Here is a 15,121-nt window from a genome sequence, read left to right as displayed (position 1 = left end):
CCGTCACCCGGACGAGTACGGGGGCACCGATGGTCGGCGACCGTCCGCGGGAGCTACTGGAGGGCGACGAACGCCGCCGTCAGCAGCGCCATCCCCGACCCGGCCATCACCCAGGCCGTACGCGGCATACGCAGCCCGCCCGCCACGACGACCGAGGCGAGCAGCAGGGCACCCGCCAGCGGAAGCCAGGCACAGAGCACACCCGCCGGACCCGAACGCACCACCTCGTCGGAGCCCGGCTTCACCACGACCGCGAGAACCTCGCCCTGCCGCACGGCCACCGACTCGTCGATCACCACCCGATTCCGCGCCGTCGATCCCGCGGACAAGGGCGCATACGGGCCACTGCACAGACCGCCGGAACACCGGGCCACCGTCATCGTGCCCCGCTCGCGGCCCTTGGGCAGCATCACATGCTGCGCGGTGCCCCAGGAACCCCAGACGCCACCGATCAGGATCAGCGCGGCGACCGTACCCATCGCCGCGAGCCGCCCGAACCGCAGCACCGCGACCGCGCCCTGGGACACCGTGCCCGGAGAGGAGGAGAGGGCAGAAGGCATGGCGGCGATCCTTGGCCATGCCCCCGCACCCGGTCAACTCCGGCAGGGGACAAGTCAGGAGTTGTACGTGCTTTGCGCCCGCTCCAGGCCCTCGATGACCAGACACTCCGCCGCGTCCGCCGCTCGGTCCACGAAGTAGTCCAGCTCCTTGCGCTCCGCAGGCGAGAAGTCCTTCAGCACGAAATCGGCCACCTGCATCCGCCCCGGCGGACGCCCGATCCCGAACCTCACCCGGTGATAGTCCGAACCCATCGCCTTCGTGATCGACTTCAGCCCGTTGTGCCCGTTGTCGCCACCGCCCAGCTTCAGACGGAGCGTGCCGTAGTCGATGTCCAGCTCGTCGTGCACCGCCACGACGTTCGCCACCGGCACCTTGTAGAAGTCACGCAGGGCGTTGACCGGGCCGCCCGACAGATTCATGTACGACATCGGCTTCGCGAGGATCACCCGACGGTTCCCGGGACCGGGCGGCCCGATCCGGCCCTCCACGACCTGAGCCTGCGCCCTGCCCGCCCGCTTGAACCTCCCCCCGATCCGCTCGGCCAACAGATCGGCCACCATGAACCCCACGTTGTGCCGGTTCATGGCGTACTCGGGCCCGGGATTGCCGAGGCCCACGATGAGCCAGGGGGCGTTGGCAGCGGTGGTCACGTCCATGTCTCCTTGATACGCGCCAGCCGCTGCCCCTCGCGGGAACAGCGGCTGACGAAACGACGACGGTGAGGATCAGGCCTCGGTAGCGGCCTCTTCGCCCTCGGCGGCCTCTTCGCCCTCCGGGGCCTCCTCCGCCTGGGCGGCCAGGACCTGAAGGACCACCGCGTCCTCGTCCACGGCCAGGGTCACACCGGACGGCAGAGCGACGTCCTTGGCGTGGATGGAGGCACCGGCCTCCAGACCCTCCACCGAGACCGTCAGCGCCTCGGGGATGTGCGTGGCCTCGGCCTCGACCGGCAGCGCGGACAGCACGTGCTCCAGCAGGTTGCCACCCGGAGCCAGCTCGCCCTCGGCGTGCACCGGAATCTCGACCGTGACCTTCTCGCCGCGCTTCACCAGCAGCAGGTCGACGTGCTCGAGGAAGCCCTTCACCGGGTCACGCTGCACGGCCTTCGGGATCGCCAGCTCGTTGGCCTTGCCGTCGATGGCCAGGGAGATCAGGACGTTCGGCGTACGCAGCGCCAGCAGCAGGTCGTGGCCCGGCAGCGTCAGGTGCACCGGGTCCACGCCGTGCCCGTACAGGACACCGGGGACCTTGCCGGCGCGACGGATACGGCGGGCGGCACCCTTGCCGAACTCGGTGCGCGCCTCGGCGGCGAGCTTCACCTCGGACATGTTCACTCCTCGTAGGAACTGGAACGGACGTGGTCACCCGGCCACGAACGGCCTGCTACGAAGAGCGCGTCGATTACGGACCGCCGTACCTCGATGGGTACGGCCTCCCTCGCCGAGCAACTGCAGCAGTCTACTCGGAGCGGGAGGCCGTACCAAAAGGATCTCCACCGCGGGGAATCACCCTGGTTCCCCGCGGCGGATCCTCACTGCTCGTCGAACAGGCTGGTCACCGAGCCGTCCTCGAACACCTCACGCACCGCGCTCGCGATCGTCGGCGCGATCGACAGCACCGTGATCTTGTCCAGGGCCAGCTCCTGCGGCGTCGGCAGCGTGTTCGTGAAGATGAACTCGCTCACCCGCGAGTTCTTCAGGCGGTCGCCCGCCGGACCCGACAGCACACCGTGCGTGGCCGTCACGATGACGTCCTCCGCACCGTGCGCGAACAGCGCGTCCGCGGCCGCGCAGATCGTGCCACCCGTGTCGATCATGTCGTCGACCAGGACGCACACCCGGCCCTTCACCTCGCCCACGACCTCGTGGACCGTCACCTGGTTGGCGACGTCCTTGTCACGGCGCTTGTGCACGATGGCCAGCGGCGCGCCCAGACGGTCGCACCAGCGGTCCGCGACCCGCACACGGCCCGCGTCCGGGGAGACCACGGTCAGCTTCTCGCGGTCCACCTTCTGACCCACGTAGTCCGCCAGCAGCGGCAGCGCGAACAGGTGGTCCACCGGGCCGTCGAAGAAGCCCTGGATCTGGTCCGTGTGCAGATCCACCGTGAGGATGCGGTCGGCACCGGCCGTCTTCATCAGGTCCGCGATCAGACGCGCCGAAATCGGTTCACGTCCACGGTGCTTCTTGTCCTGCCGCGCGTAACCGTAGAAGGGCACGATGACGGTGATGGAGCGAGCCGACGCACGCTTCAGTGCGTCGATCATGATCAGCTGCTCCATGATCCACTTGTTGATCGGAGCCGTGTGGCTCTGGATCAGGAAGCAGTCGGCCCCACGCGCCGACTCCTCATAACGCACATAGATCTCGCCGTTGGCGAAGTCGAAGGCCTTCGTCGGGACGACCCCGACCCCCAGTTGGTGGGCGACCTCCTCGGCAAGCTCGGGGTGGGCGCGGCCGGAGAAGAACATCATTTTCTTCTGGCCGGTCGTCTTGATCCCGGTCACAGCACTGTCTCCTCAGAGGTGTCTTCAGCTGGGTGTCGAGAGGCCGTCCCAGCCGTTGCGGCGGATGCGAACCGCCATCTCGGCTGGTCGGGGTGCGGGTGTGCACTTATCACGGTACGCCGTGTCAGAGGCGCCCGTTCCTGGTCAGTCCTCGGCATCCGGCTCCCGCGAAGCCGCCTCGGCCGCCCTCGCGGCCGCGCTCCCGGGACGCTTGCGGGCCACCCAACCCTCGATATTCCGCTGCTGACCACGGGCCACGGCCAGCGAGCCGGGCGGCACGTCCTTGGTGATCACCGAGCCGGCTGCCGTGTAGGCGCCGTCCCCGACCGTGACGGGAGCCACAAACATGTTGTCCGCACCGGTACGGCAGTGAGACCCCACCGTCGTGTGGTGTTTGTCCTGTCCGTCGTAGTTCACGAAGACGCTCGCCGCACCGATGTTCGTGTACTCGCCGACGGTCGCGTCGCCGACGTACGACAGGTGCGGCACCTTCGTGCCCTCGCCGATGGAGGCGTTCTTGGTCTCCACGTAGGTGCCCACCTTGGCCTTGAGGCCGAGACGCGTACCGGGACGCAGATAGGCGTACGGGCCCACAGAGGCCTGCGGACCCACGGTGGCGCCGTCGGACACCGTGTTGTCCAGCCGGGCCCCCGGACCCACCTCGGTGTCCTTGAGCCGGGAGTTGGGGCCGACCTCGCTGCCCTCGCCGAGACGGGTGGAACCGAGCAGCTGCGTACCCGGATGCACGATCGCGTCCTGCTCGAAGGCGACCGTCACATCGATCCAGGTGGTGGCGGGGTCGACGATCGTCACCCCCGCGAGCATGGCGTCGGTGAGCAGGCGGTCGTTGAGGATGCGGCGGGCCTCGGCGAGCTGCACGCGGTTGTTGATGCCGGCGATCTCACGGTGGTCGGCCGCGACGGACGCGCCCACCCGGTGCCCGGCCTCACGCAGGATCCCGAGCACGTCGGTGAGGTACTCCTCACCCTGGCTGTTGTCGGTGCGGACCTTTCCGAGGGCGTCGGCGAGCAGTTGCCCGTCGAAGGCGAACACCCCGGAGTTGATCTCCTTGATCGCCCGCTGGGCGTCGTCGGCGTCCTTGTGCTCGACGATCGCGGTGACGGCACCGGAGGCGCCGTCGCGGACGATACGGCCGTAGCCGGTGGCGTCGGGCACCTCGGCGGTGAGCACGGTGACGGCGTTGCCGTCCTCGCCGTGGGTGGCGGCGAGCTTGCGCAGGGTCTGGCCGGTCAGCAGGGGAGTGTCCCCGCATACGACGACGACGGTCCCCTCCACGGACCCACCCAGCTCTTCGAGGGCCATCCGGACGGCGTGTCCGGTCCCGTTCTGCTCGGCCTGCACGGCGGTGCGTACGCCGGGGTCGATCCGCGTCAGGTGCTCGGTGACCTTCTCCCGGGCGTGGCCCACGACGACGACCAGGTTGTCGGGCTCCAACTCGCGTGCGGCGGCGAGGACATGCCCGACGAGGGAACGGCCACAGATCTCATGCAGCACCTTGGGTGTGGCCGACTTCATACGGGTGCCCTCACCCGCTGCGAGAACGACGACGGCTGCCGGGCGGTTGGCACTCACGGGGATGCCCTTCGGCTTCATGGGGTGGGGTGGACATCCGCAGGATACCGGGGTGTTTCGGGAGCGACATGAGGGCGGGCCCCGACGCTGCTGTCAGGGCCCGCTGCGGTGGGCTCCCGGAGAAGGATTCGAACCCTCATTCAACGGACCAAAACCGTTTGTCCTGCCCTTAGACGATCCGGGATGGTTATTCCACTATGTCCGATTCACTTGATCGGCTTCGCGTGCGGAGTCCACTATGCCGTACCGGCAGCCCTCCGTGCGACGGTCCAAGTGGGCCCTCTTCGGGACTTTGATGGCGAGACGGCCTCGGTGGCGGTCGCCCGCACCCTTGCGGACCGTCTTGGGGATCTCGTCGCCGAAGACCACGACCTCGGGGCGGAATTCGGGCCTCCGGGTTGAACGGTGTGCGATTCGGTGATTCCGGCAATTCCGGCGACTTTCGCTTCTGTTCGGTTACGGAGTGTGGTGTGGGCCGCCAGTCGGAACTCCCCGGAAATCCCCGGCCCCGCGCCCGTAGGCTGGAGGCATGACCACGACGGGGGAAGTTCACACCGGGGCCGGGGGCGGGCCCTGGTGGTGGGTGCGGTGGCGCGGTGCCGTGCTCGACATCTCGCTCGCGGCGGTGTCCGCCGTGGAGTGCGCGCTGGAGGGGATCCAGTTCTCGCGGGACGCCGGGCTGCCGGTCTCCATCGGCATGGTGTTCGGTCTGTTCGCGGGGGTCACGCTGCTGCTGCGGCGCAGGTGGCCGATCGCCGTCGTGCTGGTGAGCATCGCCATCACGCCGGCCCAGATGGGGTTCCTGATGGGCATCGTCGGGCTGTACACCCTCGCCGCCTCGGAGCTGCCCCGGCGGATCATCGGGGCGCTGGCGTGCATGTCGTTCCTGGGGATGTTCATCGTGACGTACGTGCGGGCCCATCAGGGGATGGTCCGGGGGGATCTGGCGATCGCGGGCGGGTTCATCCCGTTCCTGTCCGTGACCACCGCTCTCGGTATGACCGCGCCTCCCGTGCTGCTCGGTCTGTACGTGGGCGCCCGACGGCGGCTGATGGAGAGCCTGCGGGAGCGGGCCGACTCGCTGGAGCGGGAGCTGATGCTGCTCGCCGAGCGGGCGGAGGAGCGCGCCGAGTGGGCGCGGAACGAGGAGCGGACCCGGATCGCGCGGGAGATGCACGACGTCGTCGCGCACCGGGTGAGTCTCATGGTGGTGCATGCGGCGGCCCTTCAGGCCGTGGCGCGGAAGGATCCCGAGAAGGCGGTCAGGAACGCCGCGCTCGTCGGGGACATGGGGCGCCAGGCCCTGACCGAGCTGCGCCAGATGCTGGGGGTGCTGCGGACCGGGGAGGGGGCAGGGGGCCGGGCAGCCCGGTCGGCCGTGCCGTTGGCCGCGGTGGGTGCGGCGGCGGCCGCGGCGGCGTCCCGCGCCGTCGACGATCCTTCCGACGGTCCCTGCCTGGCCGAGCTGGAGGAGCTGATCGGGCAGTCGGCGGCGGCCGGGATGGTGGTCGACCTGCTGGTGGAGGGTGAGGAGCGCCCGTATCCGCCGGAGGTCGAGCAGACCGCGTACCGGGTGGTGCAGGAGGCGCTGACCAACGTGCACAAGCACGCGGGCGGTGCGAAGACGTATGTGCGGCTCGCGCACCGCTCCGCGGAGATCGCGATGCAGGTGGAGAACGAGCCGCCGCCGGAGCCGGGTTCCAGTCATGCCGCGCGGCTGCCGAGCGGGGGCAACGGCCTGGTCGGGATGAGGGAGCGGGTCAGCGCGCTGGGCGGGGTGTTCGTGTCGGGGCCGACGGACGCCGGCGGGTTCCGGGTGTCGGCGGTGATCCCGGCCGGGGCCGCGTGACGGGCGTCCTGCCGCACCTGGGCCGACGTACGCACGTGTGCCCCGTGCGACGCCCGCGCGCTGGTATGTCCCGCGCCCTCACCCAGCGGTGAGCCGTACCGGTTCGATTCCCGCCAGCAGTGTCGTGAGGCCGTGGTCGATGTCCGGACCGAGGTACCAGTCGCCGGTGTGGTCGAGGGCGTAGACGCGGCCCTCGGTGTCGATGGCGAGCACGGAGCGGCTGTCCGACTCCTCGCCGAGCGGGCAGACGTCGGTGTCGAGGGCGCGGCCGAGGTCGCCGAGGGTGCGGGCCATGTGAAGGCCGTGCAGGGGGTCGAGGTGGAGGGTGGCGGGGGCGAGTTGGCGGCCGGGCCCCTGTGCGCTGATGCGCAGGCCGCCGAACTCCGCCCACGCTTCGACGGCCGCGGGGAACACCGCGTGCCGGTGGCCCGCCGGGGATTGGTGACCGCGCAGGGTGTCGGCCCAGACTTCCGCCTGCTTTATGTCCCAGCGGCCCGGTTGCCAGCCCGCGGCGCGCAGCGCGGCGTCCACGGGGACGGAGAAGCGTGTGGTGGAGGAGCGGTCGGCGTGCATCTGCCCTTCGTTCGTCGAGTGCCACGGACCGGCGTGGGGGCCGTCGTGCGGTGTGCGGGGGTGTGAGGTGGTGCGGGTGGTGTGGGTCGCGCGTGGGGTGGGGAGGGTCAGCCCTGCGCCGCCGGATCGACGATGCGTACGCCGAAGTGGTCGCTGAGCGCGGTGCAGGCGCGACAGGGCGCGGCGAAGCTGCCGTGCAGCGGGTCGCCGTCCTCGCGGATGCGGCGGGCGGTGAGCTTGGCCTGCTTGAGGGCCTTGCGGGCCTCGCCGTTCGTCATCGGTTTGCGGGCGGCGCGCTTGCTGCGTGCCGCGTCGGCGGCGGCGATGTGGCGCGAGATGAGGATCGCCTCGGCGCAGCGTCCGGTGAAGCGGTCGCGCTGGCCGCTGGTGAGGGTGTCGAGGAAGTCCTGGACGAGCGGGTGCAGGACGGGCGGCTGGTCGCCGCGGGCGGCGGTGCCGGTGAGGGTGGCGCCGCGGACGGAGAGGGCGGCGGCGACAGTGGGGAGTATGCCGTCGCGACGGTGGCGGAGGGCGGGGGCGGTGGTCGCCTCGGTGGTGCTCCAGCCGATGCGTGGGTCGCCCGAGGTGCCTGTCTGTGTCGCGCTCATGATCGTCTTCCCCTCCCTTGCATCCCCCCGGCGGGACACAGACTGCCAAATGCCGTGGCTGGTGCGGAAGCTGGGGCACCACGACACGCCAGGTCTTCGGCATACGGTCACGGTGGGGTGACGGCTGGTCACGGTGTCGGTGGGCCGTCGAGCGGGGGAACCGGAGGCCCGGTGACCGGTGTCGTCGTACCGCATAGGCTGTCGATGTCCGCGATCCACACCGCCGTACAGGCCACACAGAACGCCGCAGGGGGCAACCGTCATGACGACAGGTCGGCTCGGGCAGCAAGCCGCGCCGCCGAACGCGGCCTACGCCGGGCAGGTCGTGCACTTTCCGGACCCGGTCAGGGCTGCCCGTCACCCGCGAGGGGTACGGGTGGACGCGCACGGCTATCCGGACTTCTCGCCCTACGCGCGTGCGGCCGCGGAGATCGCGGAGCCGCCGGAGGGCTTCGGCGTGGACGAGTTGCGGCTGACGGACTACGTGTCGGCGAACGCGGCGCTGGCGGCGTCCGGTCATGACCTGTGGGACACGATTCCCGCGGTGGCGACGCCGCATGGCTGGACGTGGCATCACGTGCGGGGAACGCGCCGTCTGGAGCTCGTTCCGGTCGAGGTGAAGGCGCTGCTCAGGCATCATGGCGGGATCGCGACGGCGCGGGTCGACCAGGCCAAGCGGGGGACGCGGCCGTTGCAGGAGACGCGCCCGGCGCACTTCGGGCTGCCGAAGGCCTCGGTGGCGGTGACGGAGCAGCAGGTCCAGGGCGTCGAGGAGGATCTGGGCTACCGGCTGCCAGGTGCCTACCGCTCGTTCCTGAAGGCGGCGGGCGGGTGTGCGCCGGTGGGCACGGCGCTCGACGCGGAGTTGGGGCTGCTGGTCGACCAGCCGTTCTTCACCGTGCGCGACGAGGCGGCGGTCAACGACCTGGTGTATGTGAACAAGTGTCTGCGCGACCATCTGACGAAGGATTACCTGGGCGTCGGCTTCGTGCAGGGCGGTCTGCTGGCCGTGAAGGTGAAGGGTGACGGGGCCGGTTCGGTCTGGTTCTGCGCGTACGACGACGCGCGTGACGTGGATGCGTCGTGGACGCCGGCGGAGCGTGTGCAGCGGCTGCTGCTGCCGTGCGGTGAGGACTTCGACCAGTTCCTGTCCCGGCTCGCGGGTGATCCACCGGAGTTGGAGACGGTGGCGAACCTGATGGTGGACGGCGGGTTCGCGCGTGCGGTGCCGGTGTCGTCGGCGTCTTCGGTGGGGGAGTGAGTTCGGGCGATGGTGACGTTCGCACAGGCGCAGGAGCGCGCGGAAGAGTGGATCAACGGGGATGTGCCGTCGTACCAGCATCGTGAGGTGTTGGTGCGGGAGTTCGAGCTCGGGTTCGTGGTGTGGGCGGAGGACCGGGCCGACGGGCCTCGGTCGGACGGGGGCGCGCAGCGGCTGGTCATCGCCCGTGACAGCGGTGAGGCGACGCTGTGGCCGGGGCTGCCGGTGGGTGAGGTGATCCGCCGGTACGAGGAGGAGTACGGGACGAAGGACGCGGCGGCGCAGCCGGCGCCGGCGCCCGCAGCCCGGGTCGATCTGAACCAGACCTCGTTCCTGTTGAGCCCCCCGGAGTGGCTCCAGGAGGCGGCGGACAGGATGGGCATTCCGGATCGCCGGCGCGGTGACACTTCGTCGACCGGTTCGTCGTCCGGTTCGTCGTCCGGTTCGTCATCCGGGGCGCCGCAGGGAGCGGGTGCGCTCCCGGCGGCGACCGCGGCGGCGGATTCGTCGGCTTCTCCGGCTCCTGCGGTCTCTCCGGCTCCCTCGCCTCCTCCGGTCTCTCCGGTCTCTCCGGCCTCCTCGGGTGGCGCTATGCCGTGGCCTGCCGCAGGTGGTGGTGAAGAAGTGCGGGACGCGGCGCCGGGTGTGCCCGAGGGGGCGACGCCGTGGGCGGGGACCGACACCAACGCCGATGCCGGCGAGGACCGTTCGGTGCCGCTGCCGGCGACCGTGTTCGCGCCGCAGCTGAGCGACGTGGACGACGGTGGTACGCCGCCGCCCGCGTCGGCACCGGACGCGAAGACCGCGCTGATGGCGGGCGGCAGCCAACTGCCGCGCACGACAGTGGCTCCGGCACTGGACGAGCCGGGGACGGGCGCGCCCGGTGCGCCGCTTCCGGGTGCCCCGGGTGTTCCGGGTACGCCGCCCCCGGGTGCGCCGTCGTACGGCTATCCGCAAGGGCCCGGTGGTGCTCCTGGGACGCCTCGGGGACCGGGTGTGCCCGACTCGCCGCAGCCCCCGGCCGGTTCGTCCGGGCCCGGGCGGCCGCTCCCGCCGAACGCCGGGGACATCGCCGACGCCGCGACCAGCAAGGCGGCGCCTCCGCGGGGTGTGCGCGGCGGTGGTGCGCTGCATCCCCCGGGAGCTCCCGGCGCTCCTGGCGCGCCGGGCGGGCGGCCGGGTGCCACGCCTCCGCCGTCGGCGCCGGGCACTCCGGCGGGCGGCTATGTGCCCACACAACTCGTCTCACAACTCGGCCCGGACGGGCCCGGTATGGGCCCCGGCACGCCTCCGCCCGGTGCTCCGCAGCCGCCCGGCGCCCCGCAGCCTCCGGGTGTGCCGAATGCGCCGGGTGGTACGCCTCCTGGGGGTGTGCACCACGCGGCCACGATGCTGGCCGGTCCGTCGGTCGGCGGTCCGGGTGTCCCCGGCGCTCCCGGCGTCCCGCAGCCTCCGGGTGTCCCCGGTGTGCCGGGCATGCCTCCCGGTGCCCCGGGCGCCCCCAACCCTCCCGTCCCGCCCGGTCGGCCGGGTGCTCCGGGCACACCTCCGCCCGGCGCCCCGCAGCCTCCGGGTGTGCCGAATGCGCCGGGTGGTACGCCTCCTGGGGGTGTGCACCACGCGGCCACGATGCTCGCCGGTCCGTCGGTCGGCGGTCCGGGCGTCCCCGGCGCTCCCGGCGCCCCCGGTGCCGTGCACCACGCCGAGACCATGCTGGCCGGGCCGCCGGCCGGTGGTCCCGGTGCGCCTCCGCCTCCGCCGCCCCCGGCCGCGCCGGGCATGCCGCCGGGTGCTCCGCAGCCGATGCCCGGGCAGCCGATGCCGGGGCAGCCGATGCCCGGGCAGCAGCCGGCGTACGGCTATCCGCCTTCCGGGCAGCCGACTGTGGGTCCCGGCTACCAGGCCGTGCTGCGCTACCGCGCCCAGGACGGTTCCGAGCAGCAGCTGATCCGGCGCTCGGCGCCGGGCACCCCGCACCCCGAGTGGCAGATCTTCCATGAGCTGCGCGCGATGAACGTTCCGCCGGACCAGGTGCTGGAGCTGCACACGGAGCTCGAGTCGTGCGCGCTGCCGGGCGCCTACTGCGCGCGAATGATCCGGGAGAACTGGCCGCAGGCCCGGATCACCAGCATCGCCCCGTACGGCACCGACCATGCCTCGCGTCAGCAGGGCATGCAGCAACTGCTCGCTCACCAGGGGGAGTTGCACCAGGTTGCGGACGGTCCGGCGCGCCCGGCCCCGGTGCGCGCACCGCTGCCGCCGGTGCAGCCGGTGCCGCCGCTGCCGCCGGATGCCATCGCTCAGGAGCTGGCCGGTGCCTTCGGTCCCGGGATCTTCCGGTTCGACCAGGCCGCGGTGTCCCGGCAGGGTGTTCCGCCGATCGTTGCGCACACCCTGGTGGTGGCCGGACTGCCCCTCGACATGGGCCCGTTCTTCTGGGCGCAGGCGCAGCCGGGCCGCCCGGTGCCGACGCTGGCCGAACTGGCGCAGGAGCGCGCGGTGCAGCCGGCCGCGGACGCGGGCTCGTACCTCGTGATGGGCAGCGACTTCGGCAAGGCGATCTGTGTGCAGTACGGCACGGCGAACATCGTCGCGGTGCCCGTGGAGGCGGGTCCGGGCGGCGCTCCCGTACCGCCGCAGTTCGTGAACACGGGTCTGCCCGAGTTCGTGCGCTGTCTTGCGTTGCTCGGGCGGATGTGGCGGCTGCGGTTCGGGCTCAACCAGGAGCAGGCGGGCCGCTGGACCGTCGACTTCCAGGCCCAGTTGGCCTCCCTGGACCCGGCGGCGCTCGGCTCGCCGGAGAGCTGGTGGTCGGTGCTGCTGGAGCAGATGTGGGACGGGCTGCTGTGACGACCCGTTCCTGACGCGACCTCAAGGGCCGGGTGCGGCCGTACGACTTCGTACGGCCGCACCCGGCCCTTTTGCGTGCGCTGTGGTGTGCGCTGTGGTGTGCGACGGCGTGCGTGACGTCCTGTGCGACCTCGCGCGCAACACCCCGCGTGCGTCTTCGTTCCTGGCCTTGTCCATTGCTTATGCGCGGAGTGTCGTGTTATGAACACTTCCGTCTGATCCATCAAGATGTGCGCGAAATCACCGGTTGTGGGTCAGGCGGAGAGGGGTTCCACGTTGAGCAGCGCATCGGGGTCGCCGCACGGCTTCGTGTCCGTGCGGCGCGGCTACCGACCCGATCAGGTCGACGCGTACACGGCGGCCCTCTCCCGGGACCGCGACGCGGCCTGGGAGCGGGCCGCGCGGCTGACCGTGCTGGCCAGGGAGATGGAGGCCGAGCTGGTGCGGCTGCGTGAGGCGGTGGCGCGGCTGGGTCCGCAGACGTACGAGATGCTCGGCGACCGGGCCCGGCGGCTGTTCGACCTGGCGCAGGAGGAGGCCGGGACCGTCCGGGAGGACGCGCGTCGGGGTGCGCGGCAGCTGGTCGCCGAGGCGGAGGAGGAGGCACAGCGGGTGCGCGAGGCCGCGCAGGCGTACGCCGACGAGGTACGCGGCGAGGCCGAGGAACGGGTGCGCGCCTGGCTACTGGCGGCCCAGGCCGAGGCCGACGACGTACGGGTCACGGCGCGGCGCGAGATGAAGGAGGGGCGCGGGGAGGCGCTGGCCGCGCTGCGCGAGGTGCGTCGGCGCACCGAGGCGCTGCTCGCCGAGCAGGAGCGGGAGCAGGCCGAGCGCCTGGGGGCCGAGGAGCGTGCGGCGGCCGAACGGGCCGCGGAGCTGGAGGCGTCGGAGGCGGAGCGGGTGGCGCGCGCGGAGGCCGCCGTGTCCGAGGCCAAGCGGGCTCTCGCCGAGGCCGAGGAGTCGGCCCGGCAGGTCCAGCGGGACGCCCAGGCGCGCGCCGCCGAGGTGATCGCCGATGCGCGGCTGCGGGAGGACCGCATCACCCGGGAGACGGAACGGGTGCTGCGTGAGCACGGCGAGGAACGGGACTGTATGCAGGCGCAGATGGACCATGTGCGCAACAGCCTGGCCATGCTGACCGGCCGGACCCCCGCGGAGTAGGCCCCCGGCACGGCCCGGTCCTCGCTCGGCCGCTCCTGCCTCCACCGCCTGACGTGCGGCAGACGGGCGCCGCCGAGCACCACGGTCAGCTCGGCGCCGTCGATCTCCCTACGACACCGTCCACTTCTGGTTGGTGCCGCCGTTGCAGGACCACAGGACGAGGGCCGTGCCGTTGGACGTGGCGGCGTTGTGCCGACGGGGGCTGGACGAAGAGGAGGGCGGCCGTCGCGGTCAGGGCGAGGGCGAGGGCGCGTACGGCGGCGGCTCCGCACCGGTTCAGGAGGCTCTGCCCGGTGGGTCGCGGTGGGGGAGGGGGAAACATGCGGCTCCTTGTTCCAGGAGGGGGCGGGATCGTCTCCCGGCCGGACGTGATCGAATCGTTGTCGATATGTCGAACAAGGATCGGCGAACCGAACGTGTGCGGGGTGAACGTAGAGCCGGCGGAATGGGAAGTCAACGGGTGTGAGGCGAGGGGCTGTTGGTGGTGTCCGCACCCGAGGTGAGCCGGAAGCGGGCGTACGTCCCGAAGTCCGCCACCGGCTCGAAGCCCGGGCGGCGCAGCAGGGCGACGCTCCGGTCGTTGCCGTCAGTCCGTGAGCACCGGGAAGCGGCGCGGTGCCAGCACGAGCAGGACCACGAACGCGAGCGCCGCCGCGCAGGACGCGCCCAGGTAGACGGCGTGGACCGCGGACGCGATCGCCCGGCGGGTCGCCTCCGGCGCGGTGCCCGTCTCCAGCGCCCGCGTCACCGTGTCCAGGTCGCTCGCGCCGCCCAGCCGGGACGCCAGGACGCCATTGGCGATCGCACCGAACACCGACGCCCCGACCGTCTGGCCCGTCTGGCGGCAGAACAGGACGGACGCCGTCGTCGTGCCGCGCTCCGCCCAGCCGACGGTCGACTGCACGCCCACGATCAGGGGCAGTTGGAAGAGGCCAAGGGCACCGCCGAGCAGCAGCATCAGCAGGGCCGGCTGCCACGGTGAGCCGGGGTAGGGCAGGAACGGGAAGGCCAGCAGGAGCAGCGCCGCGAGGCCGATGCCCAGCACCGCCGTGTCGCGGAAGCCGATGCGCCGGTAGACGTGCTGGCTGAGCGCCGCCGACAGCGGCCAGCTCAGCGTCCAGACGGAGAGCACGAACCCGGCCGCGACCGGGGCGAGCCCGAGGACCGCCTGCGCGTAGGTCGGAAGGAAGACCGCCGGGGCCACCATCAGCAACCCCAGCGCGCCGAACGCCAGGTTGACCGCCGCGATCGTACGGCGCCGCCACACCCACCCGGGGATGATCGGTTCCGCCGCCCGGCGCTCGACCGCCACCACCACCGCGACCAGCGCGAGTCCCGTCCCGAACAGCGCCAGGGACGGCGCCGACAGCCAGGGCCAGGCCACTCCGCCCTGCACCAGCGCCGTCAACAGCACGCCCCCGCAGGCGAACACCGCCGGCGCGCCGGCCCAGTCGATGCGGGGACGGGACGGTGCTTCCCGGCGCGGCTCGTGCAGATGGCGCACGATCAGCCACAGCGCGACCGCCCCGATCGGCAGGTTGACGAGGAAGATCCACCGCCAGTCGGCGTACGCGGCGAGCACCCCGCCGAGCGCCGGGCCCGCCACCGCGGACACCGCCCACACCGTGGACAGCTTGGACTGGATCCTCGGGCGCTCCTTGAGCGGGTAGAGGTCCGCGGCGAGCGTCTGCACCGTGCCCTGGAGGGCGCCGCCGCCCAGGCCCTGCACGATGCGGAACGCGATCAGCGCCCCCATGTTCCAGGCGAGCGCGCACAGCAGCGACCCGAGCAGGAAGACGAACGCGCCCGCGATCAGCACCGGCTTGCGGCCGAAGGTGTCGGCGAGCTTGCCGTAGACCGGCAGCGTCACCGTCACGGCCAGCAGATAGCCCGAGAACAGCCAGGAGAAGACGGAGAAGCCGCCGAGGTCTCCGACGATCTGCGGCACGGCCGTCGACACGATCGTCGAGTCCAGCGCGGCCAGCGCCATCGCCAGCATCAGCGCGGCGACGACCGCGCCGCGCCGGCCGGGTGCGGTGCGCTGTGCGGCTTCGTGTAGCGCGGGTCGTGTACGGCCCACCGGATGCCCTCCCCTGCACTTGTCCGCCGCACGCAAGCTTCCCACTTGACCCTGACGCGACGGGAGGGTGGAGGCTGAC

At 71.9% G+C, this 15,121-nt stretch carries 12 protein-coding genes and 1 tRNA gene; 4 read left to right on the top strand and 9 right to left on the bottom strand.

Annotated elements, in window-relative coordinates; genetic code table 11:
- Nucleotides 1–53: 53 nt before the first annotated feature.
- The 6 genes from ASC56_RS06630 to ASC56_RS06605 all read right to left on the bottom strand — a co-directional run bounded on the left by ASC56_RS06630 (nt 54) and on the right by ASC56_RS06605 (nt 4,844).
- Nucleotides 54–560 carry a hypothetical protein gene (locus tag ASC56_RS06630; protein ID WP_055490284.1) on the bottom strand — a complete coding sequence of 169 codons (507 nt, stop codon included), beginning with the start codon at nt 558–560 and terminating at the stop codon, nt 54–56.
- A 54-nt stretch (nt 561–614) separates the two neighbouring features.
- Nucleotides 615–1,217, bottom strand: a complete 603-nt coding sequence (gene pth / locus ASC56_RS06625) for an aminoacyl-tRNA hydrolase (protein ID WP_055490283.1) — start codon at nt 1,215–1,217, stop codon at nt 615–617.
- 69 nt (nt 1,218–1,286) lie between these two features.
- On the bottom strand, nt 1,287–1,889 hold the full coding sequence (locus tag ASC56_RS06620; protein WP_055490282.1) for a 50S ribosomal protein L25/general stress protein Ctc: 603 nt from the start codon (nt 1,887–1,889) through the stop codon (nt 1,287–1,289).
- A 203-nt stretch (nt 1,890–2,092) separates the two neighbouring features.
- The gene (locus tag ASC56_RS06615) at nt 2,093–3,067 is read right to left on the bottom strand and encodes a ribose-phosphate diphosphokinase (RefSeq protein WP_055490281.1); all 975 of its coding nucleotides are present in this window, start codon (nt 3,065–3,067) and stop codon (nt 2,093–2,095) included.
- 144 nt (nt 3,068–3,211) lie between these two features.
- On the bottom strand, nt 3,212–4,660 hold the full coding sequence (gene glmU / locus ASC56_RS06610; protein ID WP_055490631.1) for a bifunctional UDP-N-acetylglucosamine diphosphorylase/glucosamine-1-phosphate N-acetyltransferase GlmU: 1,449 nt from the start codon (nt 4,658–4,660) through the stop codon (nt 3,212–3,214).
- A gap of 113 nt (nt 4,661–4,773) precedes the next feature.
- Nucleotides 4,774–4,844 (bottom strand) — tRNA-Gln (locus tag ASC56_RS06605).
- Between the two features lie 345 nt (nt 4,845–5,189).
- Between ASC56_RS06605 and ASC56_RS06600 the strand changes: the two genes are divergently transcribed.
- A complete protein-coding gene (locus ASC56_RS06600) occupies nt 5,190–6,509 on the top strand; it encodes a sensor histidine kinase (RefSeq protein WP_055490280.1) in 1,320 nt (439 codons plus the stop codon).
- A gap of 78 nt (nt 6,510–6,587) precedes the next feature.
- On the opposite strand, the gene ASC56_RS06595 is transcribed toward ASC56_RS06600, so the two are convergent.
- The gene (locus ASC56_RS06595) at nt 6,588–7,082 is read right to left on the bottom strand and encodes an SUKH-3 domain-containing protein (protein ID WP_055490279.1); all 495 of its coding nucleotides are present in this window, start codon (nt 7,080–7,082) and stop codon (nt 6,588–6,590) included.
- Nucleotides 7,083–7,189: 107 nt separating this feature from the next.
- On the bottom strand, nt 7,190–7,690 hold the full coding sequence (locus tag ASC56_RS06590; RefSeq protein ID WP_055490278.1) for a YwqJ-related putative deaminase: 501 nt from the start codon (nt 7,688–7,690) through the stop codon (nt 7,190–7,192).
- Nucleotides 7,691–7,952: 262 nt separating this feature from the next.
- Between ASC56_RS06590 and ASC56_RS06585 the strand changes: the two genes are divergently transcribed.
- From ASC56_RS06585 to ASC56_RS06575, 3 genes are all read left to right on the top strand, one after another.
- Entirely contained in the window at nt 7,953–8,951 is a 999-nt protein-coding gene (locus tag ASC56_RS06585; protein ID WP_079102331.1) for an SMI1/KNR4 family protein, read from the top strand.
- Nucleotides 8,952–8,960: 9 nt separating this feature from the next.
- A complete protein-coding gene (locus ASC56_RS06580) occupies nt 8,961–11,801 on the top strand; it encodes an SUKH-4 family immunity protein (RefSeq protein WP_055490276.1) in 2,841 nt (946 codons plus the stop codon).
- Between the two features lie 276 nt (nt 11,802–12,077).
- Nucleotides 12,078–12,962: a cellulose-binding protein gene (locus ASC56_RS06575; protein WP_055490275.1), complete on the top strand. Its 885-nt coding sequence runs from the start codon at nt 12,078–12,080 to the stop codon at nt 12,960–12,962.
- 586 nt (nt 12,963–13,548) lie between these two features.
- On the opposite strand, the gene ASC56_RS06570 is transcribed toward ASC56_RS06575, so the two are convergent.
- Entirely contained in the window at nt 13,549–15,042 is a 1,494-nt protein-coding gene (locus tag ASC56_RS06570; RefSeq protein WP_055490274.1) for an MFS transporter, read from the bottom strand.
- Nucleotides 15,043–15,121 lie beyond the last annotated feature (79 nt).

This window comes from Streptomyces sp. TP-A0356 (assembly GCF_001417775.1).
Lineage (GTDB): Bacteria > Actinomycetota > Actinomycetes > Streptomycetales > Streptomycetaceae > Streptomyces.
The sequence above is the reverse complement of the archived record's forward strand: the minus strand, read 5'-3'. Positions and strand labels throughout refer to the sequence as shown.